General features: G+C 48.6%; 21 protein-coding genes. 13 read left to right on the top strand and 8 right to left on the bottom strand.

What is annotated here, in order from left to right:
- Positions 1-14: 14 nt before the first annotated feature.
- The 5 genes from B1A98_RS08475 to B1A98_RS20425 all read left to right on the top strand — a co-directional run bounded on the left by B1A98_RS08475 (position 15) and on the right by B1A98_RS20425 (position 2767).
- On the top strand, positions 15-833 hold the full coding sequence (locus B1A98_RS08475; RefSeq protein WP_063384514.1) for a flagellar hook-basal body protein: 819 nt from the start codon (positions 15-17) through the stop codon (positions 831-833).
- A gap of 15 nt (positions 834-848) precedes the next feature.
- The gene (locus B1A98_RS08470) at positions 849-1058 is read left to right on the top strand and encodes a DNA-directed RNA polymerase subunit beta (protein ID WP_063384515.1); all 210 of its coding nucleotides are present in this window, start codon (positions 849-851) and stop codon (positions 1056-1058) included.
- A gap of 18 nt (positions 1059-1076) precedes the next feature.
- On the top strand, positions 1077-1499 hold the full coding sequence (fabZ, locus tag B1A98_RS08465) for a 3-hydroxyacyl-ACP dehydratase FabZ (protein WP_063384516.1): 423 nt from the start codon (positions 1077-1079) through the stop codon (positions 1497-1499).
- Between the two features lie 696 nt (positions 1500-2195).
- The gene (locus B1A98_RS08455) at positions 2196-2594 is read left to right on the top strand and encodes a hypothetical protein (protein ID WP_041095355.1); all 399 of its coding nucleotides are present in this window, start codon (positions 2196-2198) and stop codon (positions 2592-2594) included.
- On the top strand, positions 2594-2767 hold the full coding sequence (locus tag B1A98_RS20425; protein ID WP_156136542.1) for a hypothetical protein: 174 nt from the start codon (positions 2594-2596) through the stop codon (positions 2765-2767). The genes B1A98_RS08455 and B1A98_RS20425 overlap by 1 nt, the downstream gene beginning before the upstream one ends.
- 71 nt (positions 2768-2838) lie before the next feature.
- Here the strand turns inward: B1A98_RS20425 and B1A98_RS08450 are convergent, their stop codons facing one another.
- Positions 2839-3270: a YwpF family protein gene (locus B1A98_RS08450; RefSeq protein ID WP_041095353.1), complete on the bottom strand. Its 432-nt coding sequence runs from the start codon at positions 3268-3270 to the stop codon at positions 2839-2841.
- Between the two features lie 238 nt (positions 3271-3508).
- Here B1A98_RS08450 and B1A98_RS08445 point away from each other — a divergent pair, with 238 nt between their 5' ends.
- Positions 3509-3874, top strand: a complete 366-nt coding sequence (locus B1A98_RS08445; protein ID WP_063384519.1) for a single-stranded DNA-binding protein — start codon at positions 3509-3511, stop codon at positions 3872-3874.
- Between the two features lie 23 nt (positions 3875-3897).
- Positions 3898-4068, top strand: a complete 171-nt coding sequence (locus tag B1A98_RS20420) for a hypothetical protein (RefSeq protein WP_156136541.1) — start codon at positions 3898-3900, stop codon at positions 4066-4068.
- 122 nt (positions 4069-4190) lie between these two features.
- Here the strand turns inward: B1A98_RS20420 and B1A98_RS08440 are convergent, their stop codons facing one another.
- Positions 4191-6980: a DEAD/DEAH box helicase gene (locus B1A98_RS08440; protein WP_063384520.1), complete on the bottom strand. Its 2790-nt coding sequence runs from the start codon at positions 6978-6980 to the stop codon at positions 4191-4193.
- The gene (locus tag B1A98_RS08435; RefSeq protein ID WP_063384521.1) at positions 6973-8613 is read right to left on the bottom strand and encodes an SWIM zinc finger family protein; all 1641 of its coding nucleotides are present in this window, start codon (positions 8611-8613) and stop codon (positions 6973-6975) included. The genes B1A98_RS08440 and B1A98_RS08435 overlap by 8 nt, the downstream gene beginning before the upstream one ends.
- 370 nt (positions 8614-8983) lie before the next feature.
- Between B1A98_RS08435 and B1A98_RS08430 the strand changes: the two genes are divergently transcribed.
- The 4 genes from B1A98_RS08430 (at position 8984) to B1A98_RS08415 (ending at position 16002) form a co-directional block, all read left to right on the top strand.
- Positions 8984-10390 (top strand): N-acetylmuramoyl-L-alanine amidase, encoded by a 1407-nt coding sequence (locus B1A98_RS08430; protein WP_063384522.1) that lies wholly within the window; start codon positions 8984-8986, stop codon positions 10388-10390.
- 104 nt (positions 10391-10494) lie between these two features.
- A complete protein-coding gene (locus B1A98_RS08425) occupies positions 10495-12432 on the top strand; it encodes a S8 family serine peptidase (protein WP_125474348.1) in 1938 nt (645 codons plus the stop codon).
- Positions 12433-12853: 421 nt separating this feature from the next.
- Positions 12854-13876, top strand: coding sequence for a C40 family peptidase (locus B1A98_RS08420; RefSeq protein ID WP_087903746.1), 1023 nt, complete (start codon positions 12854-12856; stop codon positions 13874-13876).
- 149 nt (positions 13877-14025) lie between these two features.
- Complete coding sequence (locus tag B1A98_RS08415; protein WP_063384523.1) at positions 14026-16002, top strand: S-layer homology domain-containing protein; 1977 nt, start codon at positions 14026-14028, stop codon at positions 16000-16002.
- Between the two features lie 184 nt (positions 16003-16186).
- Here B1A98_RS08415 and B1A98_RS08410 read toward each other — a convergent pair whose 3' ends face one another.
- From B1A98_RS08410 to B1A98_RS08400, 3 genes are all read right to left on the bottom strand, one after another.
- Positions 16187-17701 (bottom strand): hypothetical protein, encoded by a 1515-nt coding sequence (locus tag B1A98_RS08410; protein ID WP_063384524.1) that lies wholly within the window; start codon positions 17699-17701, stop codon positions 16187-16189.
- A 9-nt stretch (positions 17702-17710) separates the two neighbouring features.
- The gene (gene murJ / locus B1A98_RS08405) at positions 17711-19231 is read right to left on the bottom strand and encodes a murein biosynthesis integral membrane protein MurJ (RefSeq protein ID WP_063384525.1); all 1521 of its coding nucleotides are present in this window, start codon (positions 19229-19231) and stop codon (positions 17711-17713) included.
- A 221-nt stretch (positions 19232-19452) separates the two neighbouring features.
- Positions 19453-19929 (bottom strand): TspO/MBR family protein, encoded by a 477-nt coding sequence (locus tag B1A98_RS08400; RefSeq protein WP_063384526.1) that lies wholly within the window; start codon positions 19927-19929, stop codon positions 19453-19455.
- 129 nt (positions 19930-20058) lie between these two features.
- On the opposite strand from B1A98_RS08400, the gene B1A98_RS08395 reads away from it, so the two are divergent.
- Positions 20059-20883 carry an STAS domain-containing protein gene (locus tag B1A98_RS08395; protein ID WP_063384527.1) on the top strand — a complete coding sequence of 275 codons (825 nt, stop codon included), beginning with the start codon at positions 20059-20061 and terminating at the stop codon, positions 20881-20883.
- 58 nt (positions 20884-20941) lie between these two features.
- Positions 20942-21901: an NERD domain-containing protein gene (locus B1A98_RS08390; protein WP_063384528.1), complete on the top strand. Its 960-nt coding sequence runs from the start codon at positions 20942-20944 to the stop codon at positions 21899-21901.
- A 175-nt stretch (positions 21902-22076) separates the two neighbouring features.
- Here B1A98_RS08390 and B1A98_RS08385 read toward each other — a convergent pair whose 3' ends face one another.
- Together B1A98_RS08385 and csaB are read right to left on the bottom strand one after the other, a co-directional pair.
- A complete protein-coding gene (locus tag B1A98_RS08385) occupies positions 22077-23243 on the bottom strand; it encodes a glycosyltransferase family 4 protein (protein WP_063384529.1) in 1167 nt (388 codons plus the stop codon).
- A 14-nt stretch (positions 23244-23257) separates the two neighbouring features.
- Complete coding sequence (csaB, locus tag B1A98_RS08380) at positions 23258-24364, bottom strand: polysaccharide pyruvyl transferase CsaB (RefSeq protein ID WP_063384530.1); 1107 nt, start codon at positions 24362-24364, stop codon at positions 23258-23260.
- Between the last annotated feature and the right edge of the window lie 87 nt (positions 24365-24451).

Here is a 24451-nt window from a genome sequence, read left to right as displayed (position 1 = left end):
GGAGAGGATACTGAATGAATCAAACACTGATTACATCTGCTAATACATTAAGCCAATTACAGCAAAGGCTGGACATACTCAGCCATAATATCGCAAACATTGATACAACTGGATACAAGCGTCGGGAAGCTACTTTCACAGACCTGATGAATCAAAATGTGCAAAACATGCTGCGCACAGACGCGGAGACGGGCCGCTTAACCCCGAATGGCATTCGCGTGGGGACAGGAGCAAGAATTAGCCAGTCACAGCTTGTGGGGGCGCAAGGGTCCATCATACAGACAGGCCGCAAGCTCGACTTGGCGTTCACGAAAGAAAATCAATTTTTTAAAGTGCTGGTGCAGGAGAATGGCCGCGGCAAGGTGCATTACACACGCGACGGATCATTTGCTGTTACTCCGGTGAACGGCAATGAGGTGATGCTCGTAACAAAAGAGGGGCATCCAGTTCTCGATGAAAGAAACCAGCCGATTACCTTCAACTCCAATAACGGTGACATCATGCTGGAAGCCGGGGGCAGGCTGCGGGCAGGCGGACAAGCGTTCAACCTTGGAGTCGTTGAGGTGAACCGGCCGCAATTTTTGACGCAAGCAGGATCCAATTTGTTAACGCTGCCGGATAATCCGGCTGTGGCGGAAAACGAAATTTTGCAGGATGTAACAGCTGCGGGCCGTACCGATATCGCCATACAGCAAAGCGCATTGGAGAAATCGAATGTTGACCTTGCGAAAGAAATGGCGGACTTGACGAACGTGCAGCGCTCCTATCAATTCCAGTCCCGCTCGATCTCTCTGGCCGACCAAATGATGGGGCTTATTAACGGCGTACGCTAGAGGGGACGAAACGACGTGACTGACGACTTACACAAAAATAAGAAAAAGCGCACCAGGCTGACGCCGTTAGGCCGATTGGTTGTTAGTTTGTTTTGGCTTATCGTTTTTGCGACAGCTGGAGCGATCGTTGGCTACAGCATCGTTGGCAATGGAAACCCCCTTGAGGTTTTCCTGCCTCAAACATGGATCCACTTAGTGGAAGTGCTAGTGAATAGCTTATTATAACGTGCATGGAGGAGAAAAATGTTAGATATTCAGCAGATTAAAGAAATTATTCCGCACCGCTACCCCTTTCTTCTTGTTGACCGCATCCTTGAAGTGGAAGAGGGAAAGAGAGCCGTCGGCATCAAAAACGTAACGGCGAATGAAGAGTTTTTTAACGGTCATTTTCCGGACTACCCGGTAATGCCGGGCGTTCTGATTGTTGAGGCGCTCGCTCAAGTAGGAGCAGTAGCTATGCTGATGAAAGAGGAAAATCGCGGCAAGCTCGCTTTTTTCGGGGGCATTGACAGCTGCCGCTTTAAGCGTCAAGTCGTGCCTGGAGACCAGCTTCGCCTCGAAGTGGAAATGACGCGCTTGCGGGGACCAGTCGGCAAAGGCAAGGCTGTGGCCACAGTAAATGGCGAATTGGCCTGCGAAGCAGAAATTACATTTGCTTTGAAATAATCAACAACAAAGGAGTTCGGAATGGTCTTATTCCGAGCTCCTTTTTGTGTGTTAAAACAATCCAAGTAATAGGCCCTTTCATCCTAAAAAAATAGCCTCAATTTGGCAACGCCCGCAAACCCCATACTCCAAGAGCCAGTCCATTTTCCTGATGGGAGAGCGCCCCTATTTTGTAAATCCCGCTGATTGCAATGGAAGGCGCGCAGACTCCTGCGGGATCAGCAGGACAGGAGAGACCCTGCAGGCGCTTGAGCGCAGAGGAGGCTCACCGCCTGCCCCGGGAAAAGCGAAGCGTCTGAAATGGAAATCAGCCGTCCGGGTCCACAAATAAAATAAAAAGGACGTCTGATTGTTTATTCAGCCGCTTGATGATTCCATTTTTCATCCGTATGATTTCACGACTTCCCTATATTGTCCCTAAGTTGATTGAATGGAAGGCGCGCAGACTCCTGCGGGATCAGCAGGACAGGAGAGACCCCGCAGGCGCTTTGGCGCTGAGGAGGCTCGCCGCCTGCCCCGCGGAAAGCGAAGCGTCTGGAATGGAAATCAACCATCCCCACCCGCACAAAAAACAAGGATTTTCTTCCTAGGTATTGTGAAAAAACTTTGTCAAATCTTGTATAGGTATGTTAAAGTAATAGATGTTACCATTTTTACAAAGTTTCATCAGGACTCTCTAGGAGGTACTTATTGTAAATGTTAAGCAGTTTATCTCAAGGTATAAAAATAAGTATCACTCGTTCGATTAAAACGGCATTTGAACAATATATGGCCAAAATTTCATGGGATGAAAAAGCGTATTCCTTCGAAGACTTCATGGATGAATGGAGAACATACATTCATACAAGCTCTTCCTGGTATGGCAAAGTGGACAGCGACATTAAATCGAGTCCTGAATTTCATGAAGAATTGGCGGCTAAGATTAATGAAGTGATTGAAAAGATCCTTTCAGAAGAACCGACAGCCGATCAATTGGAAGAAATGGCCCGCTTGCAAGAAGAGATGAACACGGATGTGGATTTCTCCTGCCGAGCAGAAGCCAAGTTTTATATCGACCTTTTGAACGATCAGCTAAAAAAAAAGAAGAGCAACTGATGCCTGCTAATGAATTTGAGCTATCCCTTGCAGCGCTTCTTTATTATCATGTATACGAAAAAGAACTACCAGTCCGCGACTATCGCAAACAGGACATTCAATATATTATCCAAAAGCTTCATCATAAAATCGATACCGGCCGCGATGAGCTAGAATCCGGCGTTATTCATTAAAGAGCAGCCTTCAACAGCTGCTCTTTTTCAGTATGCTTTGGCAGAATCGTCCCAGCTGCTGGAGGAGGGGATCACGCTTTTTGGACGGGCGGGACGTTTTTCCTTTGTTTGAGGCGGTTATTGAAGGCATCCACTAGTTCTTCTCCGCTGATTCCCTGGCTAATCAGGTCAGAGAGAACTTGCTTAGCGTATTCGTTGCGCATTTGCCGGAGTTTCCCCTCGAGGAGAATGTTGATTCCGTCCTGCAAGATGTTCATCTCCCTCATTTGCGCTGAAAAGAGAGCAGGATCGTTGTTCGGATGTGTGATCAGCACCTGAACTTTCATCTCTTCTTGGTTTTCATGCTGGCGAAAGGCCTCTTCGTATTTAGGATCAACAAACAGCTCAATGAGCCACGACCGCTTATCATCCTCTCGATTGATAATCAATCCATCCAACAACTCGATTTCCTGGGCATCACCTTGCCAGGCGAGATAGAAGCCCGCAATCTTAAAGGTTTTCATGCAAGTATGCTCCCTTCCTTGTCAATTGCTTCCTAATCAAAAGTATAGCACGTTCTGAAGCAGAACCATAAAAACTTGAATAGACAGGTTTTTTTATGTTCTCCAAAGCAATCTGTCTTTTTTCATAGAAATCCCCCAATTGTTTGGATATGGCCGCATGTAAAAGAAAAAATGCATCGTTTACTCTCCGGGCTTCCTTGATTATGATGAAGGCATCTTTGAGGAAAGGGGGGATAGAATGATCAATCAGGTAACGCTCGTTGGCAGGCTTACAAAAGATCCGGTGGTGAAATATACGTCGGATGGCCGGCCGCTGTTAAATATGACGGTAGCTGTAAACCGGCCGTACCGCAATCAGGAAGGGGTGGCAGAAACCGATTTTATCTATTGCACAGTTTGGAATAAATCCGCTGAGAACACGGCAAAATATTGCAAGAAAGGATCGCTCGTTGGCGTACTTGGTACGATCCAAACACGGAATTATGAAGATGAAACCAGAAAGAAAGTATATGTTACCGAAGTAAATGTTCATACGGTGCGTTTTATGGATAAAAAACGTTCTGAACCTTCTTCTGAGCTGTTGCCGATTTTGACTGTTCCTTAAGGAAAAGAGAGAAGGAGAAAAGAATGAGTGCAAATGAACGTTTGGAAAAAAGATTAGAAGAATTAACTTTCTGCCTCGGCAAAACTCTTGCCAGACTTCGTGTTGTTGAAGAGAAGCTGAACAGGATCGAACAGCAGAAACTTCAAAACACTCCGCAACCGGCCACTCCACGATTGTCATCCCTTGTTCAATAATGATTTTGCAGTAACCATCCACTCAGCGAAGCCGAACAGGCTCCCCGATTGACCGATCCCCGGAAGATCGTCCCCAACTAAAAAGAGCCGGTTCTTCCTCAGAACCGGCTCTTTCGTATGGATTAGGTTAAGGTCAAAAGCTCTTTTAATTCGTTATCCGTCATTTCGGTAATCCACTGGTCGCTGCTGATGATTTCGTCATTCAGTGCTTGTTTTTTCTCAAGCATAGCATCAATTTTTTCTTCGAGCGTTCCGGTCGTAATCATTTTATGCACATGAACAAAGCGGTTTTGGCCGATACGGTACGCCCGGTCAGTCGCCTGGTTTTCAACGGCAGGGTTCCACCAGCGGTCAAAGTGGATGACGTGATTGGCCGCCGTCAGATTGAGACCCGTGCCGCCGGCCTTCAAAGACAGAAGAAAGACAGGGAAATCCCCTTCCTGAAACTCGGCAACGAGACGGTCGCGCTGCTCTTTCGGTGTGCCGCCGTATAAGAAAGGCACCTTAAAGGCGAAGCGCTTTTCAATTTCTTGCTTTATCATTTCTCCCATGCCGATATATTGAGTGAAAATTAAACAAGCCTCCCCGCGATCAATAATGTTATTGATCAACTCAACGAGCTTATTCATTTTTTCGGAGCGTTCCACGAGATGGGCTGGCTCCTGTTCTTTTAAATAAAGGGCCGGATGATTGCACAGCTGTTTAATTTTGTTCAGCATTTGCAAAATTAATCCCCGTCGTTCAAAGGCGGAGAGCCGCCGCACTTCCTCCATCGTTTCGTTGACGAGCTGCTCATACAAGACAGCCTGCTCAGTGGTGAGCGGGCAATATTCCTTTTGCTCCAGCTTCTCTGGAAGATTCAGCTCCACATCCGGGTCACTCTTCGTCCGCCGCAGCAAAAACGGGCGTATTTTGGCCTGCAGCTGTTCAATTCTAGCGGTCAAGCCGTCTTTTTCAATCGGCGTGATATAGTGCTTTTGAAAGTGAGCAAGGCTGTTTAAGTAGCCATGGTTCGTGAAGTCAAAAATTGACCACAGTTCAGCGAGCCGATTTTCCATTGGTGTTCCTGTCAAAGCGATATGATGCCGTCCTTTCAGCTTTCGCACAGCACGCGATTGTTTCGTTTGGGCGTTTTTGATGTTCTGCGCTTCATCAAGTGCTACCGTGCTCCACTCCACAGCTGACAATGTATCAAAATCGAGATGAGACAAGCTGTAAGTCGTTAAGACCACATCGGCTTCGGACGCCAGCTGTTTAAAGAGATCTCCTTGCTTCCGGTTGTTCCCGTAGTGGGAAATGACCCGCAAGCCGGGAGCGAAGCGTTCCAGTTCCTTTTGCCAGTTTCCAAGAACGGAAGTCGGGCAAATAATCAGCGCAGGTGCTTGAAGCGGCTCCTGCTGCTTGACATGAAGCAAGTACGCGATCAGCTGAATCGTTTTGCCGAGCCCCATATCATCTGCAAGTACAGCCCCGAATCCGCAGGAGCGCAAAAATAACAGCCAGCTCATGCCAAATTGCTGATAGGGCCGCAGCTCAGCATGCAAGCCTGCCGGGGCCGGCAAGATCGGGATAGAAGAGACGTCTCTCAGCTGGGCAATCATTTTGCGGAAAGAGCGGTTCAGTTCAATCTGAATGTGTGCAAACAGCCGCGGATCGGTCCAGTCATCAGCCGGCTCCTCCTCAGGAACAAATTCCTGCTCCAACAGGTCCTGCAGGCGGAGCCCTTCTTTTTTGGCTTTTTTCATCAGGCCTTGAATTTTGCGCACCATTTCCGGGTCTAATTGAATCCATTCTCCATTTACCTTGACTAGCCGGCGGTTATTGGCCGTCAGCTCCAGAAATTCTTTTTCCGATAAATCAGTGCCGTTCATGGACAGCCGCCAGTTAAAGTCCAGAATAGCCTGCAGCCCGACAAACGAAGGACGGCTTCCAGCGGTTGAAGAAACCTTCGCAGAAAGCGACAAGGAGGCTTTCCGGATAGATTCCCACCAAGATGGCAGCAGAATAGGGACGCCAAGCTGAATTAGTTTTTCGCTCGCTTCCGTTAGAAAGAGAAAAGCTAGCTCCTCCGGCAAGCTGGATCGGAGAGTGCCGTCGTTTTCCAGCCACGGAAACAGGCGCAGCCAGCGGGTTTGCTCTTGCTCTGCTTCTGGAAGATAAGCCTGCCAGCTTTTCGGAACTCTTTTATTCAAAAGGTAGATCTTTTCAGTGTCTTTTCTGTTAATCAATACCGGTTCAAGTACCCAATCTTCATTGTCATTGGCTGGCTCTATTAAGCGCAGGCCGGCAGTAAATGGAGCGCTGCTGGCTTCAATGCCAAGCCACTGGCGCCAGCGGCTGGCATCGAAATAGCGGTTTAATTCCTCAGCGGTCAGCTTTCCTCCGGCCAGCCGGCTGACTTGTGCCTGAGCGCCGCCGGCTGCTTGGAAGGCCTGTTCGGCGCAGGCTTGAAACAAGGAGGAGACCAATTCGCGATTGCTGATGCCGGCAACCGACTCTTCCCAGAAGCCAGGGGCGAATTCCTCCCACACAGAGTCCGGAACTTGAAAGATTAAGCCGTCTTCATGGAATTCCGGCAAAAAGCCGCTCTCAGCGACCGCTTCATAAATAGCCGGGGCAACAGCGAGGCTGAAGTCTCCGGTTTCATCCCATTCCCAGCGGATGAAGCGGTTGAACCGTTCACTTTTGAAGAGAGTTGCCCATTGCCAGGCTGACAGGAGAACACCGGCTTCCCCATGGTAAGAAGCTTCCTCCAGCAGGGAGCCGTAAAAGCTTTCCTCGTGGCTGAGAAACAGCTGTTTGACCCATTCGGATGGGGGAAGGGTTCGGCCGTTTTCGGCGGCAGCTTTAAGAAAAAACTGCTGATTGTCGAGCCATTGACTATGAATGATGATTGTTCTTGTTTTAAGCATCCGTTAACTGACCCCTTCTGCATTCTTCCTGGAAAGCCCGCAGCCGTTTTTTCTGCTCCAGCAAGATCTGAATATAGACGTCCCAGCGATCGGGCCGTTTTAATTTTTTGTACAGCGTGCGCAGCCGTTTCAAATAGCGGACGGCTTTTTTGTAGCTTGCCCGGTTGCGTTCTTCAATTAACCGCAGGATGCCGTGGTGATAAAGCGGCAATACTTCCTCGGGGGCGTACTTGGCTGCTTCCTTCAGGCCGTTGCGGTCAAGCTCGGGCAGCTCACTGTCCATCCACAGCTGAAGCTCCACCCATTCTGTGTACCGGCTGGTGTGAATGAAGTAAGTGCTCAGTTCGGTATAGCTGTATGGAAGCATGTGCTCCAGCAGGCTTTTGTAAAGCACAGGCTCTTTCTCCATCAGCCAGTCGGCATCAATGTGCGTTAGGAACCAATGAACAAACCGCCGGCTTTGCATGCTGCCTTCCTGTTCCAGCTGCTCCAAATAGCCTTCCAGCTTCTGGTCAACGATTTTAATGAGCATGCGTGCTTTTTCAAAGGCTTTTGTACGAAACGCTTCCATCAGCCAAAACAAGTACAATTCGACTCCTGTATCCGGCAGCTGTTTGGCAAAATCGGCAAAGCCGGCCAGATCATCGGCCAAATAGAGGTGATGCAAGTAGCCGATCGCCACCGGCATTTCCTGTGCATCCTCCAATCGAAGCTGAAGGCGCAGCCGCTCCTCTTTCCGCCACGCTTCCCGCTTAAATAAAACGGTCCACAGCTGGCGATACAGATCGGTTTGCTGGCCGGCAAATACATGGTTCTTCACCGCCAGCAAGCCAGCTGTTTCCTGCCGCAAAAAGTGGATATATGGATCAAATTCAAAAGGCAGGGCGCGCAGGCCGAGATCTTCCGCCGCCTCTGACGCCTCCTCTACTAAATAGAATAAAAAAGAGGAACAAGAGCGCTGCAGCACGGCTGGCGGAATGGCGGTATCATTAAATAGGTTCGTAATAAACGACAGCAGCCCAAAGCTTACATATAATTCATAAAGCGGCTGCCATTCCCTTTTGGCTGGCCGCTGCGTTAATAAGTGTTCATAGACATGCTTGCCCTCGTATTCAACGATATAAGGGTTTTTTTGGACAGAATGGACCGCCAGCCGTTCACGGGCCGCCCGTTCGATGCGTTCCATCCACGCCTCCGGTCCCTCATTGCCGGCCGCCGCTGCTTTCAGTAAATCGCTTGCCCGCATGACCCCGGGAATAGCGAGGGGCGGCTGCTTGCCTCTTGTCTCCCAGTCGTTCAAGCATTCCCGGGCAGACATTCCCGCCTCCTGACAGGCTTGAAAAAAAAGAGCCAGCTGATGAATACACCAGCCCTCCTCACGGCAAGAACAGCTGCTTAGCAGCGGGGAGGATAAATCAAGATGCACCCGGAATCGTTCACCGTCCGGTTCGGCGACCGAGCCGCTGACGAGCCCCGCAGATACGTGGCTTAGTGCCGCCTGTTCGTTCAAGTACCGTTGAAACCCTGTTTCCATCAACAATTGATTGCGGGGAAGGGAGGAGTCTAAGCTAGTTTTTAAATCTGATTTGAAATCTTCTAATTGACTTTTCATGACCGCCAATTCAACAGACATATATAGGTGTAACCTCCTTAAAGGGGCGATTTCCGTAACAAAATCAACTGCTTCCAAAAACGTGCTCGCAGAAATTTCATATCTTCTCATTATAAAACAAAAAACAAGGAGAAAAAAGATGGTTTGCTAAAACCCAAGCTTCTGCCAATGAAGAGCAAAAAGACGAAAAAAGAAGAAAGATAGAAAATTCAGTATCTTTTCGTCGAAATTACGGTTATTACGAATTTGTGGCAAATTAAGGATGAAACTACTTTTATTTAATTTTAAAGTAATATTATTCAATTAAATTTAAAAGGAGGTTTTCCTAGATTCACGTTTGTTTTTAAATAGATATGTTAGAATGGAAAAAAATAAGAAAGGAGGTAGAGGTGTGAAGAAAAGAGCTTTTTTAGTCCTTTTGTCATTTCTTTTGGCCATTCCTCTATTCGGAGTTAATAATACAGCGAAAGCTGCAACCACTTTTACAGATGTAGGCGCTTCCCACAGGGCAGCGAAGGAGATTTATTATTTAGCGCAAGGCGGAATTGCCCAGGGGGCGTCAGCTACTGAGTTTGGACCGAATAAACGGATGACTCGCGCAGAAGCTGCAGCATTGATTGGCCGTGCGTTGCAATTGAACGGCACTAAACGGGTAACTTCTTTTAAAGATGTGGGCTCAGGCATGTTTGCTTCAGGCTACATTCAGTCTGCCGCTGAGAAAGGCATTCTTTCCGGATACAGCGACAAGACATTTCATCCTTATCAAGAAGTAACACGCGGTGAAATGGCTGTTATGATCAGCAAGGCATTTGGATATGAATATGGCAACACGCTGTCTGGTGCGGCGAACGCACTGAAATCCCGCGGCATTGCTCAAGGGAAAACAGACGGCTCTTTTGGTGCGAGCGAACGGATTATCCGTGCGGACTTTTCCGTGTTTTTGGCGCGCGCAATTAACCCTAAATTTCGTTTAGTGGAAAATACGGTTACTTTTAAAGATGCTCGCTGGATTAATGTAGACAGCTTAAATGTCCGTACAGGACCAAATGACGCGTATCCGAAAGTTGGAGCGGTCAAGCAAGACCAACAAGTAAAAAGCGCTTATAAAGTAGGCGCATGGAATTACATTCAATATGGATCCATCGAAGGATTCGTACACGGCTCTTATTTGCGTGATACTGCTGAAGCGAAGCCGGCCGGCGTTGACCCGCGCATCGCCAAGCAAGTAGTGGTACTTGATCCGGGACATGGCGGCCATGATTCCGGTGCAACCGGGTTTGGCATTTATGAAAAGAATGTTGTGCTTGATACAGGATTGAAGGTTAATAACCTATTCAAGCAAACGCCATTCCAAGTAAAAATGACACGTTCAACTGATAAATTTGTCGAATTAAGAGACCGTGTCAGCTATGCAAAATCTGTTGGTGCCAATACGTTTATCAGCATTCATGCCAATGCCGGGGGCGGTACTGGCTCAGAAACCTATTATTACTCAGCGTACCAAAATCCAAATGTAGCTGACAGCAAGCTGCTCGCTACAAAAATTCAAAACCGCCTGGTTGCTGCATGGAACTTAGCGGACCGCGGCGTGAAAAACGGCAACTTCCATGTAATTCGTGAAAACACGATGCCGGCTGTGCTTGTCGAGCTTGGCTTTATCGACCGTAAAGCTGACAACGACAAGCTCCGTTCAGATTATTGGAGAAACGCAGCGGCCAAAGCGATTTATCTCGGCACTTTGGACTACTATAAGGCCAAAGGCTACGAAGTGGATGGTCTGTACGACGTTGCAAAATAGGAAAATAATAAAATAGAATTCTACTAGAATAAAAGTTACAATAAAGGGGAGACAGCTTGCTGTCTCCCCTTTATTTTAGTTCAGTGAAAAGAGAGGTGTTCGCTTTGGGTAAGACGATGAAATACATTCTTCTAGTGTTTGCTGCGCTTCTCTTCCTTCATATTTTCCCTGCAGATGCAAATGCAAACATGATTGCGAAAAAAAGAGCAGTTATTTTATTCAATGAAGAAGTGGATCGTCAGTTATTAGAGAAATATACAGAAGATATTAAGTATGTATTTGATGAATTGCCGGCGGCGGCTGTCGAGTTAACAGACGCCCAGAAGAAGCTGCTCGAATTTTATCCGGGCATCCATTCAATCAGGTACGACAAACCCGTGCAGCAAAGCGCCCAGCGGGTAGAGTGGGGCTATAAAGCTGTAGAAGCCGACAAGCGTGTGCCAGGCACATTGACGGGGAAGGGGATAAAAATCGGCATCCTTGATTCCGGCATTGATACAAAGCATCCGGATCTTCAAGTAGCCGGCGGCGCTTGTATGATGAATCTTCTTCGCATAGACGGCTGCAAAAATTCTTACAATGATGACAATGGGCATGGCACTCATGTCGCTGGGATCATCGCCGCAAAAAATAATTCGCTGGGCGTAGTCGGCGTGGCGCCGAACGCACAAATTTATGGAGTGAAGGTGCTCAACAAATTAGGTGACGGCACGACATCCACTATGATGGCCGGGGTGGAATGGGCCATTAAAAATAAGATGGATATTATCAATATCAGCATCACATCGCCTTTTGAAGATGACTATTTGCATCGGATGATCCAGCGCGCCTATGACAGCGGGATTCTCGTGGTCGCTGCTGCCGGAAACGAAGGCAAGCCGCTGACGGGAGAACCATCCTCTGTCCAGTACCCGGCTAAGTTTCCGGAAGTGATCGCTGTTTCTTCTATAGATGAGAATAAAAGGCATGGCCCGCTTTCTTCTATTGGGAAGGAAGTAGAGCTTGCCGCTCCGGGAGAAAGAATTTACAGTACATATCCGACAACGATCAACACAACGGAAGAAGTTGGGTATAAAACACTTTCAGGCACTTCGATGGCCTCTCCTTATGTAGTGGGCCTGGCTGCTTTGTACAAAGAAAAATATCCGGATATGACAAACAAGCATCTCCGCATGCTGCTACAAAAAAATGCTCTTGATCTTGGTGCACCTGGCAGAGATGATTTCTTCGGCTATGGTCTGGCACGAACAGACAAGAATCCGGCTGATTCTGCTGTGAAGCTGTCTTACAGCACGGACGGCAAAGGAAAGATAACCATGAATACAAGCGAGGCAGCGGCTCAATTCATCACTTATAACGTCTACCGGTTCGACAGGCTGATCGCAAGCGGAATCACCTCTACGGAATTTGTTGACTATGCGACGCAAGGGACGCTGCAATACTATATCCATCCTGTAGTAAACGGGAAGGAAAGCCAAAACTTTGCTTCGCTGAAGGTGACTAATCCAGCGCCGGCGCTGAAGGACGTGGTGCTCGATAAGTGGTATAACCGCTTTATCGCTTATCTTCATCATGAAGGGATCATGAAGGGCTATACAAACGGCGAATTCCGGCCGGAGCGCTCGATTTTGCGGAGCGAGGCGGCCATCCTGCTTGGCAACGCGCTCAATCTGGACGGCACAAAGAGAAATACAAGGTTCAAAGATGTAACGGCGGCTGTCAGCTCCTCCGGCTACGTGGAAGCATTGGCGGAAGCGAAGATTATCTCCGGATTCCCGGATGGCACGTTCCGCCCGAATGAGCCGGTCACCCGGGCAGAAATGGCGATTTTGATTGCAAAAGCTTATCAGGTTGCCGGCCAAACAACCGGTCCGTTTAAAGACATTAATTCGAAAGTAACCGGCTATCAATATATCAATGGCCTGGCTGCCAAGAAGATCATCAGCGGATTTGAAGACGGCACCTTCCGTCCTTCTGAGGCGATTAACCGCGCCGGCTTCGCTGCTTTCCTGGCAAAAACAACGAACGAACAATTAAGATAAGACAGCTGCCCTTAAGAACGGGCAGCTCAGACTACAGACAAGCTTCGATGAAAGTCGAGTTTGCCTGTAGTCTTTTTTGTTGTGTGCGGGAAGGAGAACGGTTGATTTCCCTTCCAGGCGCTTCGCTTTCCGAGGGGGAGACGCTGGGTCTAAGAAATCAGTTAATGTTACAAAAGTGTTACAATGTTGCAATTTAATGTACATATCGATTAAAAATAGACATTTTCCTTCAAAGTCTGCTATTTCTATCGAAAGAAGAGATTGGAAGCGTTGTAAAATCAGTGTTTTTGTAGATTACATAGGAAAATGCGAATGTAATGCAAACGTAAAAGAATACTAGGTTTATATTTGCTACAATAACCTCAGTGAGAAAAAACAGGAAAAAAAACAAAAATTTTTAAAACAATGCAGGGGGTTTACAGTGGGTAAGTTTAAAAAAATCGTAGCAAGTGGATTAGCTTCGTTTATGTTAATGACAACCGCACCAGTCGCCATACCAGCACTTTCACATACAACAGAAGTTCAAGCAGCGTCACTCGGACAATCATTAGTCGATTATGGAAAGAAATTCATGGGTGTTCCTTATGTCTTCGGCGGCACAACGCCAAGAGGCTTTGACTGCTCAGGCTTCACACAATATGTTTATAAAAATACAGCAGGAATTACACTTCCAAGAACAGCCGATCAGCAGTACAAAGTCGGTACAGCTGTTTCCAAAAGCAAGCTCGTACCTGGAGATCTAGTATTCTTTGCTAATACATACAAGCCGGGAATCTCCCACGTCGGCATTTATGCAGGCAACAATATGGTATTAAACGCCACTTCTAGTCACGGCATTGCTTTAGTTTCCTTAAGCAGTAAATATTGGGGCCCGAAATATGCCGGCGCGAAACGCGTAGTTGAATACTATGACGGATTTAAGGATGTTACTAAAAACGATCCAACATATGATGCAATCATGACGTTGACTGATAAAAATGTCATTCAAGGATTCGATGATTATACTTTCAGACCGGATCAGCCGGTAACCCGCGGACAAGCGGCAGCGATCATCAACCGCGTATTGCAGCAAAAACCTGTCGTGATGAGCCACTTCAAAGATGTTCCGAAAATGCACCGTTTTGCAGTAGACATCGCAGCGATTCGTGAAGCAGGCATCATCAACGGTTTCCCTGACAAGACGTTCCGCCCGGATGAATACATGAGCCGTACGGAAATGGCGGTTATTGTCCAAAAAGCATTTGAATTAAAACTTGGAAACGCAGGCGCTGCCTCTAACCCGTATGCTGAAATCAAGAACACTTACTGGGCATACGAAGCCATCGTAACGATGAGCGCTATTGATAAAACAGGCATTTTCCAAACGGAAAAATATTACGGCGACCACCGTGCAACGCGTGAAGCGTTCTCAGCCGCTATTTATAATGCCATGAACGCCAAATAAGCAGAAGACCGATAGCCTTGGAGATTATTCCTTGGCTATTTTTTAATAAAGATGATATAAAAATTATCCATTTATTCTATGAAATTCTTTATTTTATCCGATAGAATAAAAGAGTCCCAAAAAGCGAAGTTTCCTGAAAGGAGTAGGACATGAAGAAAAAGAAAGTACTAGCTCTAGCTCTGTCACTTAGTTTATTATTCCCGGCTTTTACACCTTTAAACGCGGAAGCGGCAATGAAGGATGAGATACAGGCAATGATCGATATGGGGGTTATGCAAGGGTACCCTGACGGGGATCTCAGACCTTACCAAAGCGTCACAAGAGCCGAGTTTGCGGCGTTCTTAACGAGAGCTCTGGAATTGCCTTCAGGACCGCCAACCTTTAGAGATGTGCCGCCGTCCTTGAAGCTGGCTTCCGGCGTCAATGCGGCAGCAGCAGCGAAAATTGTTAACGGCGGATCAGATGGCCGTTTTCATCCAGATGCTTTAATCACAAGAAAAGACATGGCGCTGATGATCAACAATGCGCTGAATTACTTGAACATCAATGTAACATATGAGCCGGCGCCTTTTACAGATATTAATGACTTAAGCTCTACTCATAAAGTGGCCATCGGCAAAAACTATAAACTGGACATTATTAAAGGGTATTCGGCCACTACGTTCAGCCCGCTGGAAAATGTGCGGCGCGATCATGCCGCCGCCTTTATCTACCGCTTGCTGGAAGCTCAGAAGACATCGGGCAGCACAGATCCGGTAACTCCAACCGATCCGGAACCGCCGGTTGATCCGGAGCCTGAAAATCCAGGGCCAGCCCCGGCGGACGCCTATCAAGTCGCAACGATCGATGCGAAAGGCACCATCACCTACGCCTCCGGCTGGTACACCAGCTTTGATACGGCGAAGCAAGCGATGGGCCAGCGCGGGCAGGAGCTGATCCTGAAAAAGAATAAAATTATTCATATGCAGGAAAACAGCGGCATCGTGTTTGTAGGTAATAGCGGGGCAACCGTGAACTTATACAGCGATCCAGCCCTTACGAACGCGAGATCATATGCGACAAAAGGGTCAGAGGTGAAATATGTTACATCGACTGACAGCTATGTCAAAGTTTCGCTGGGCGGCAAGGATTACTATATCAAGCCTAGCGACGGTCAGCTCGTGCCGTTTGAGGGAGCGCCGGGCCGCAGCTTCTACCGGGTAGTCAGCGGCCAATTGGAGCATCACATCTATCAGCCTGCGACCAAAAACTATGTCTCTTATGTGATTGGAAAAGCGCCGGGCTTCCTGAGCGCAGGCCAGAAATATTACAGCTGGGATAATGCGACGTTCTACAATGATCAAGGAAGAATTGTCGGCAAGGGCTATCAATACTTCCAGCTCCTTTCAGCCAGAACGATGACGAATTATACAGCAACAGAGTTGAATACCTTCATTAAACAAGCATTGGCGGAAAGAGAAGCAACCGGCTATGCTAAATATAAAGACGCAACGAAAAAGAGCAAGCTGATCGGACTTGGCACGACGATCAAAAAAGTGGAGTCGGAAAAACGGATTAATGCCTTGCTTATTTTGGCGATGGCTATTCATGAAAGCGACTATGGCATGAGCGCCCATGCCCAGAATAATAATAACTTATTCGGCATTGCCGTTTACGACAGCAAACCGGAAGAAGGAAAATCATTCCCGTCACCGGTGGAATGTGTTTACCATCTTGCGGACGGCTACCTGAATGACCGTTATGTCGTGCCAAATCCAGTAGGCGCTTGGAAGCAAAGCATTTCTAATGGAGCGGCACCTGGAAACAAAGGGGTCGGCATCAACATGAAATACGCTTCCGATATCGCTTGGGGCGGAAAAGTAGCCGGCCATATGTACCGGATCGACAAAGCCCTCGGCAGCAAGGATTTCGGAAAATACACCATCGGCTTAACGAACGTCCAAGGATTAAATGTGCGTGCGTCTGCGAATGGAACGATCCAATTTACCTATCGTGAAGCCGGCATGCCCGTTATTATGTTGGGTGCCCCTTCCTCAGGATGGCAAAAAATCATTTCAGATGACTTGAAATATAAAGAAGGCTACGTATCCTCTCAATACGTGACCCCGCTTCCAATCGTAAAATAAATAACAACGCCCCTCTCCAGCAGCGGAGAGGGGCTTCTTTTTGACTTTGTGTGCGTAAAGGCGGGGGATCGCGCGTAAACAGGCCGGTTGCGTGCATAAATGCTGTTGTTGCGCGCATAAATGGACGAGGACCGCGCATAAGTGGAGAGAAACCGCGCATAAGCACTAAAAAAGAGCGATCCGGCTATTGCTGGATCGCTTTTCGTTTGCTTTCAATCAGTGTTTGCAGCATGCGGCTTTTGCTTCCTCCGAGCGCCTGCCATTTTTTCTCATGGCGCTCTAGGTCATCCAGCGTTAATTGCTCATAGTCGTTGCCGTCGAAGGTGAGGTCGCGGTTGACCTGGTACCAGAGATCGCCGTTGGGGCGAATCCACTTTGTGCCGAGCGATTCGACACCGAGGCGGATTTGCCGGGCGGCCAGCAAGTATTTCTTTTGCCCGGTGGCCTTATAGGCATCGATGAGCAGATTGGCTTCGCCGAGCGCATGATTCAGTGAGGTGTGGATAAATTGCTTGCCCTGATGCGCCGAATAATAATCGGCCGGCAAGTATCCTTTTGGCGTGTGAACAATGTTATCAATCTTAATTAAATTCAATAAGTAATCCGCATAGTCCGTCAAAGCGCCTGTTAATTCTTTTTTGTCAAATTCTTTGCCGATCCGGTACAAGTACAGGGCGATCAGCTCATTATGGCGCGTATCCAAATAAGGAGAAGTAATCTCGTACTTTTGCTTTAGCCAAGTGCTTGTATATTCCGTTTTCCAAACCGTGCTCTTTTGCTGCTGACGGTATTCGAGCAGGTTGGCTGCGGATTGGACCATTAAATCATAAAAATAACGGTCGCCGTATTTAAAATAACGGTCAATGGCTTCTTTTTCAATGAGAGTGCCGAGATGGCGGCCATAGCCTTCCTTCGTAAACGGTTCGATCGACCACGGCAGCTTCTTGATGGCGCCATCGACGGTGAACCAGTTATTGACCTCTTTATAGTGAGCATGCTGAAAGTCAATCCAGCTGCTCAAGCCGTCGCCGTTTTTGAACAGCGGTTCTTTAGCCAGCAAAAACCACTGTTCGGCCAGCTGATTCGGCGGGGCTTCCAAGGAAAAGGAGAAGCCGTCCATCTTATGCTGAAGCGTTTCTTTTTCCGCTGTCAGCTCCCGCACCGTGCTTTGCCGTCCGTTTTCATACAGCTGTGTTTTCACGGCGGACTGATACTGCTTGCTGACAACCGCTTCATATAGAAAACGGCCGTCTGCTGAATAACGAAGCAGTCCTGATGGCGGAGTAGTGACATCTTTGCCGATGACCGGATCGTGCTTGCGCTCTTTGATGTCCCGTCGCCAATTAATAAAGTAATAGTCATTCGCCTTTGATTGCTGAACATCTGCCTTCAAAGAGAGCGGCTCATTGGTCGCGTTTCTCAGCTGCATCATCACAAAGCGGTCGCCGTTGTCAATGGTCCGCACCTTTACCTTCAGCTTGCCGCGGTCTTTCCAATCGTACACATAAAGAACGTCTTTATAAAAGGACGAGAGGCTCGATTCCTTTGTGTTTTGCAGGGTTAAGTCGCGAGAAAGAACTAAGTTCAACTCGCCGAGCGGCACGGTTTCGGCAGCTTTCGCCGGGCTGCCTTTCGGTTCCTCTGCGCAGCCTGCCAGGAGAAGAATGGCTGTCAGTGCCGCCAACAACCAACCTTTCATTCGATTCACCTACTTTGCGTGTGCTTTTCTTTTTAACAAATGAAGTACTTGATTGAAGCCTTGCTTGTAAAAGAAGAACAGGCCGGCTGTGTAGAATACCACACCGAGCGGCACGATAATCATGAGCTGCCACAGGGAATATAAATGGGAGATCGGCGTCCATGTTTTCAGCAAATACAGCGGGAGAACCATGAACGCGGTCACAACCGCTACGCGCCCGATCAGACCAAACAGCCGTGTCGCTTCCTTCTTATCGAAATCTTTATAGACAAAGATGGTGCTGACGACAAGGTAGTAAATAGAGACAAACGAGCCGGTCAGCGCCAGCCCCGGATAGCCGAAGCGGTCGACGAGCAGCCAGTTGAGCAAGGCATTTAAGGCAATGGTCGTCACGCTGATCCGGAAAATGATGCTTGTTTTTCCGCGCGCGTACATCGATTTCGATACGATATACTGCAGTCCCTGAGTGACAATCGTCGGCAAGTAATAGATGAGGGCGAGGTACGTGTTGTACGTATCATCCGCGGTGAATTTTCCGCGCTGGAAGACGAAGGCAATCACTTCCTGCCCGACTAGGAAAAATCCAGCCGCAATCGGCGCCAGCGTTAAGAGCGACACTTGCATGCCCATGAAAAACGTATCCTGAAACTTTTTCTTGTTATCAATCTGTTCGGCCAGCAGCGTAAAGATAATGACCGCAATCGTCGTTCCATAGATCGTGTGCGGAATGCTCGTAATCAAGGTCGCGTTGTTGATATAGGTTGCTGCCCCTTTAATCGTCCCTACTGCGAACGATTTATTGACAAACATATTAATCTGGCCAACTACTGAATTGAGCAGGGAAGGGATGAGCAGCACGAGAAAAGTCCGTTTATACTCTTCCTCCACCTTCAAAGCCGGGCTCCAGCGCCAGCCTTTCTTCCGCAAGAAGAACAACTGGATGAGAACCCCAAGAATCGTTCCGAAGATAAACCCGTAGGCTAAGCTGTTAATGCCCCACTGGTCGGAAAACAACAGGGCGAAAACGGCCCCCATCAGTGTGGCCGACAGCTTGGAAACTTGTGAAGGGACAAAAATCCGCTGTCCTTGCAAATAGGAATCCAAAATCCCGTTCAAGGCGATCACGCTGATAAACAGGAAGAAAAATTGCGTGATCGAGATGGCGATCGGTGCGGTTTCCGGCGACATCTTTCCATAAATCAGCGGGACGAAATACGGCGCCAGCAGCCAGCCAACGATGGAAATCCCTAAGAACAGCAGCACCGTCCAGTTCATAATCGCATTGGCGTTTCGCTCCGTCTGCTCCGGGTTCTCCTGCCGGTTTTTGACGTACAGCGGCAAAAACACATTGTTAAATCCCCCGGAAATCATGGCCAGCGCCAGTGTAATAAATGAAAACGCCAGCACATATCCATCGGTCTCATAATTCGCGCCAAACTGATTGGCAATAATACTCTCTCTTAAAAAGCCTGAAAACTTCACTATAAGTGCAAGCAAACTAAGCCAGAGAGCCGTCTTTTTCAACGACACAAAACCCACCTCAATATATAAAATAGGAATAAAAAAACCAATACTTAATAATACCGTAAATTGGCTTAGAAGTTAAGCGCCGTCTCTGTATAGATGGTTGCGTGCATAAGCCGGGGCTTTGCGCGCGTAAATGGTGTTGGTGCGTGCATATGTGCGGGAATCCCGCGCATAAATCCCCCTTCTGCGCGCATAAAAAAACGCCGCGGCAGGCGGCGCGGCGATTAATTCATTTTCCAAATAGAATAATTTAATCCGAGGGCAAATGTGACCCAGGCAGCGTAAGGAACCATCAAGCTGCCGGCGATGCGGTCCGCCTGGTAAAACTCATAGGTCGTTAATGTGATCATGCCGAGGAGCAGGGCAATTTCGGCAAAAGCGGCTCCCCGCAATCGCCATTTAAAAAACAAAAAGGACCAGAGAAAGTTCAATCCCAGCTGAATGTCGTAGGAAAGCAGACGCTCGTTCGTCTTCGCTGATACCCGGTAGCGGGCGATGCCCATGGCGGTGTACAGGCCGGTCCACACGGCCGGGAACACCCAGGGTGGGGGAGAGAAATCAGGTTTTTTTAATTGCTTATAGTCTTTTTGGGCATTTTTGGTGGCGAAGAAGCCGACTAACGACCCGCCGATCACAGGCACCAAGACGCTTGCGGCCAGTTTTCCCGCGTGCACTTTTCCATTTACTTTGAATAATTCCATGCAATCACTCCTTTGCTTCTTACTCTATCTATTGCTTACTTTGAGCACATTTAAACTTTATCTTTGGTTCCGCTTTTCAATTGATATATAATGGAGAATGGGAAAATAGCGGAGTCAGGGGGGAAATCAATGGAATTAAATAAAGAAATGTATGCGTTTTTAACAAGCAAGGCAAGACAGCTGACCGAAGAATGGTATGAATCATTAGATAAAAGCGATCCTGACGGCGTATATGCTTCAGATGATCCGGACGTCATTGCAGAGTTGAAAGAGCAGAATTTTCGGTTCCATGGGTACCTGTGCAACCTGTTGATTAGTGAGGAAGAGGCCTTTTACAAAGAATTTGACGAATGGATTTTTGAGGTGTCAAGAAGCAAGGAGCATGTGAATACGCCGATCCATTTCATCATTCGTGAATTTATGAGGGTTCGCTTGCAATACATGAAGTTCATTGATGAGTTTTCTCAAGAAAATGAACATGTCGATGCTGCCCGCGTGAATGAGTGGAGGGACAAGTTCATCAAAGCCTTTGACAATGTGATCTTGAAATTCACGGAAGAAACGTATGAGTATCAGGCCAAAATGCTCGAAGCTCAGCGGGAAATGATTAACGAACTCAGCTCGCCGGTCATCCTGCTTAAAGGTGGAACCGCTTTATTGCCATTGGTTGGCGATATCGATACGCAGCGGGCGAAGTTCATTTTGGAAAACACGTTAAATCAATGCGCCAAGCTGCGGGTGAACCATTTGCTCATCGATATTTCCGGTGTTGTTATGATTGACACGATGGTGGCTTATCAACTGTTCCAGCTGATTGAAGCGCTGAATTTAATCGGGGTGAGCTCCACTTTATCCGGCATCCGTCCGGAAATCGCCCAAACCGCCGTTCAGCTTGGGTTGGACTTTGAATCTATTCATACCGTAAGTACGTTAGCGCAGGCGCTTCATTTTTAAAGCAGCTCCAGAAGAGAGGATCTTCTGGAGCTATTTTCACAAGAAAGGGGAAGAGTCCATGATTATGAAAAAGCGGGTAATCCCGCTGAAGATCCGTAAGCTGGAAGCCTTAGCCCGCCGGCTTCCTGACAGTCATCCGGCATCCCGCGACATACAGGCGGAGCTGGACAGAAGCCGGGCCGGCCACCGCGGGGAGGAGGCGCTCGATTATCACCTTGCTTTTCTTCGCGACAGGGAGCCCATGATGTTTCACGGCTTGCGTCTCTTGGGCGATAACGGCTATTTCTTTCAAATCGATACGCTGCTGCTTTATCCAAATATGGCTGTGATCCTGGAAACGAAAAACATAGCAGGCACCTTGTTTTTTGAGCAGGCGTTCCATCAGCTGATCCGCATCCAGGAAGCGGGCGAAGCTGTTTTCTCCGACCCTCTGCTGCAGGTCAGCCGCCAAAAGAGACAGCTCCAAGCCTGGCTTGCCAGCCAGCACTTCACCGATCTCCCCATCGCTCCGCTAGTTGTCATCAGTTTTCCTTCAACAAAAATTACCGCTGATCCGCATCATAAGGAAGCTTTTCGCCAAGTGCTTCACGCCGCGGCCATTCCCGAAAAAATCGAAGCCCTTCATCTGCTGCACCCGGCCCCTGTATGGACAGAGCAGGAGAGGGAGCGGGCCGCCCGCCGGCTGCTCGCCAGCCATACTCCCCATCATCCTGATGTTCTGGAAAAATTTCAAATCGCCCCGGCTGAATTATTCACAGGGGTGCAGTGTCCGGCTTGCCGCAGCCTGCCGATGCTGCGGGCGCGGGGAAGGTGGCAATGTCCGCACTGCCGGCATCAATCCTGTGACGCCCACGTTCAAGCCCTCACTGACTACTCGCTGCTTCACGAACGCACCATCACCAACCGGGCCTGCCGGGCATACCTGCAGCTGGATTCCCGCTCAACCGCTACCCGCCTGCTGAAGCAATTGCAACTGCCCTATACCGGCAGCCTGAAGGACCGGAAATATTTATTGTAAATGCGCGCGCTGCGGGGGTAGATATGCGCGGAATAGCGAGAAATATGCGCGCAACAATGGAAAATACGCACGCAACACACAAAATACGCACGCAACCCCCCCAAATACGCACCAACCCCCCCAACTCCGCCTCCCTGCGCAAAAAAACATCCCCTGCCTGCAGGGGATGTTTGCTTTATTTCGCTCCGAGGTAAATTTCCTCATATTTTTCAGCGGCTGCTAAGTGCGAGTACTCCGCTTCAATTTTGGCGCGTGCTCGTTTGGCGAGCTCTTGGCCTTTTTCCGGATGGTCGAGCAGCTCGATCATGGCGGCAGATAATTCCTCTACGTTCTTTTCTTCCACAAGCAGGCCGTCCACGTTATGGTCGACGATTTCCTTCAGGCCGCCGACAGCGCAGGCGATCAGCGGCTGGCCGGAGCCCATCGCTTCGAGCGCCGAAATCGAGGTTGCTTCTTCCACGCCGGCAGAGTGGACGCTCGGCACGAGCGCCACATCCGCCAAAGCATAATATTCCTTGATCACATGATGCGGAATCGCTCCGAGCAGCGTGACGTTGTTCTCGATTTTTCTTTCGGCGATCAGCCGTTTCATTTCTTCCATTGCTTCGCCGGTGCCGGCATAAATCAACTGGGCGTTCGGATATTTCTCAAGCACCGCCGGCAAGGATAAAATCGGATAGATGACGCCGTTTTTCTTCGTTAACCGCCGCGGCACGAAGAACACAGGAGCATCGGCAGGCACGCCATGCTTTTGGCGGTACGCCATTTTATTTTCCGTATCCGGGCGGAAGTCGTCCACGTTAATAAAGTTGCGGATCGCTGTGCCGGACACGCCCGCTTCCCGCTCCACATATTCTTTAATGCGCGTATCGACCGTAATGATCGCCCGCGTGCTGCGGTACGCTTTCACTTCTTCTTCCATTAAGAAGCGTTCTTCCGGGCTGTCCTTTAAAATATTGCCGGCGCTTAAGGCTTCATACGTTAAGTAGCCGTGCACAGTGGAGACCACCGGCATTCCGGCATCAAGCGCGGCAAATGTTGCATACACTTCCTGCGCATTCACGATGTCGTAGTTTTTGTGCTTCACTTGCTCCATCAGCTTTTGCAACATCTTCTTCCGTGCCTTCAAGCCGTAGACGAAGCCTTTTCCTTTGGACAGCTTATTCATTAAAAAGCCGGGGCCGCGCACCTTCGCTTTTTGTTCAAACTCGGGTATATCAGAAAAAGAAAGAACATCCACTTCATGGCCGCGCGCCTCCAGCCCTGCTTTCAGCGTGGCCACGTGAACCGACAAGCCGCCGGTGTGTGGGTAGTGGTAGACCGTCGCAAGCAAAATCTTCATGAAAAACCCTCGCTTCACATAAATTTTTTCTTTAATAGTTCAATATTTTCCAACGCCTCTTGGCGCATCTGGGCCGCATTGCCGGCAACGACCTGGCTCAGTTCGCTGCGGTGAGCAAGCACGTAGCGGGCATTTTCCTTCATCTTCTCTGGATCAAACGCTTCAAGAGGGAAGGAATACTCCCACATGCCGGAGCGCTTTAAGAGGCTTTCCACTTTTTTGTCATAGCTGATGCCGATATGCGGCACATGGGAAAGCGCCGAGAAAATTAACGAATGCAGGCGCAGGCCGATCGTCATTTCGCACTCGCCGATGAAATTCAAGTACTGGTTCGGCGTGAAGTCGCCGCCGAGCAAGTAGCAGTCATCCGCCCGCTTCATCAGCTCCATCACGCGCTGTGAGGCATTCACATCGTGATGGCCCTCCATCGGCACGAACACTGGCGTGATGCCTTCTGTTTCAATCAGCTCATCCAGCACATCCGCCAGCTTGCTGTAATAATCGTCGTGCTCAAACCACGGGCGCGTCGAAACAGCCACCAGCTTTTCTGTGCCGGTGAGCGGCAAGCTCTTCAGGCAGGAATCGTCCGGCTTCTTCTGGAAAGCGAAAACGATATCCGCTGTCACCACTGTTTCCGGGCGCTTGACCCCGAGATTATGCAAGTAGTCCTTCGAATACTGGTCGCGCACCGTCACAAAGTCGGCGCGGTTCGCAAACACCTTCATCAATATCTTTCCCCAAGTCGAAGTCACAGGTCCGATGCCTTGGGAAAAGAACATCACCTTCGCTCCGCACAGCTTAGCTAAAAAAGCGATAAGCAAATAATAAGGAAGCGGTCCGAACAAGAACTTTGTTGGATATGTATCCTGCAGCAAGCCGCCGCCGCCGCTGATTAACAGATCCGCTTCCCGGAGCGCCCGGATCTTGCCTTTGTTGTCATGGCGCCAGCCCCGGTAAACGGTCTTGACGTGATGCTCCTTCGCCGTTTGCTCCGGCGATAAGGAAAACACGGTAATATCTATGTCTTTTATCTCATTTCGCAAATTATCAACAATCGCTTCCAGGATCGCTTCATCACCGGTATTGCCCAATCCATAAAATCCCGAAATCACAACCTTCAAACGGATGTCCTCCTTCAAGTCAAATGCTTAGAAAGCTAAAGATCATTTTATCATTGATACCAAGCACATTCAATGAAATTAGTGCAA

Origin of the sequence: Pseudobacillus badius, from assembly GCF_002189605.1 — a bacterium.
Classification (GTDB): domain Bacteria; phylum Bacillota; class Bacilli; order Bacillales; family Domibacillaceae; genus Pseudobacillus; species Pseudobacillus badius.
The sequence above is the reverse complement of the archived record's forward strand: the minus strand, read 5'-3'. Positions and strand labels throughout refer to the sequence as shown.

Excerpts from the sequence above, each read along its gene's own strand:
- B1A98_RS08475 (WP_063384514.1), top strand. The coding sequence starts at position 15 with ATGAATCAAACACTGATTACATCTGCTAATACATTAAGCCAATTACAG.
- fabZ (WP_063384516.1), top strand. The coding sequence starts at position 1,077 with ATGTTAGATATTCAGCAGATTAAAGAAATTATTCCGCACCGCTACCCC.
- B1A98_RS08455 (WP_041095355.1), top strand. The coding sequence starts at position 2,196 with ATGTTAAGCAGTTTATCTCAAGGTATAAAAATAAGTATCACTCGTTCG.
- B1A98_RS20425 (WP_156136542.1), top strand. The coding sequence starts at position 2,594 with ATGCCTGCTAATGAATTTGAGCTATCCCTTGCAGCGCTTCTTTATTAT.
- B1A98_RS08450 (WP_041095353.1), bottom strand. The coding sequence starts at position 3,270 with ATGAAAACCTTTAAGATTGCGGGCTTCTATCTCGCCTGGCAAGGTGAT.
- B1A98_RS08445 (WP_063384519.1), top strand. The coding sequence starts at position 3,509 with ATGATCAATCAGGTAACGCTCGTTGGCAGGCTTACAAAAGATCCGGTG.
- B1A98_RS20420 (WP_156136541.1), top strand. The coding sequence starts at position 3,898 with ATGAGTGCAAATGAACGTTTGGAAAAAAGATTAGAAGAATTAACTTTC.
- B1A98_RS08440 (WP_063384520.1), bottom strand. The coding sequence starts at position 6,980 with ATGCTTAAAACAAGAACAATCATCATTCATAGTCAATGGCTCGACAAT.
- B1A98_RS08435 (WP_063384521.1), bottom strand. The coding sequence starts at position 8,613 with ATGTCTGTTGAATTGGCGGTCATGAAAAGTCAATTAGAAGATTTCAAA.
- B1A98_RS08415 (WP_063384523.1), top strand. The coding sequence starts at position 14,026 with ATGAAGAAAAAGAAAGTACTAGCTCTAGCTCTGTCACTTAGTTTATTA.
- B1A98_RS08410 (WP_063384524.1), bottom strand. The coding sequence starts at position 17,701 with ATGAAAGGTTGGTTGTTGGCGGCACTGACAGCCATTCTTCTCCTGGCA.
- B1A98_RS08400 (WP_063384526.1), bottom strand. The coding sequence starts at position 19,929 with ATGGAATTATTCAAAGTAAATGGAAAAGTGCACGCGGGAAAACTGGCC.
- B1A98_RS08395 (WP_063384527.1), top strand. The coding sequence starts at position 20,059 with ATGGAATTAAATAAAGAAATGTATGCGTTTTTAACAAGCAAGGCAAGA.
- B1A98_RS08390 (WP_063384528.1), top strand. The coding sequence starts at position 20,942 with ATGATTATGAAAAAGCGGGTAATCCCGCTGAAGATCCGTAAGCTGGAA.
- B1A98_RS08385 (WP_063384529.1), bottom strand. The coding sequence starts at position 23,243 with ATGAAGATTTTGCTTGCGACGGTCTACCACTACCCACACACCGGCGGC.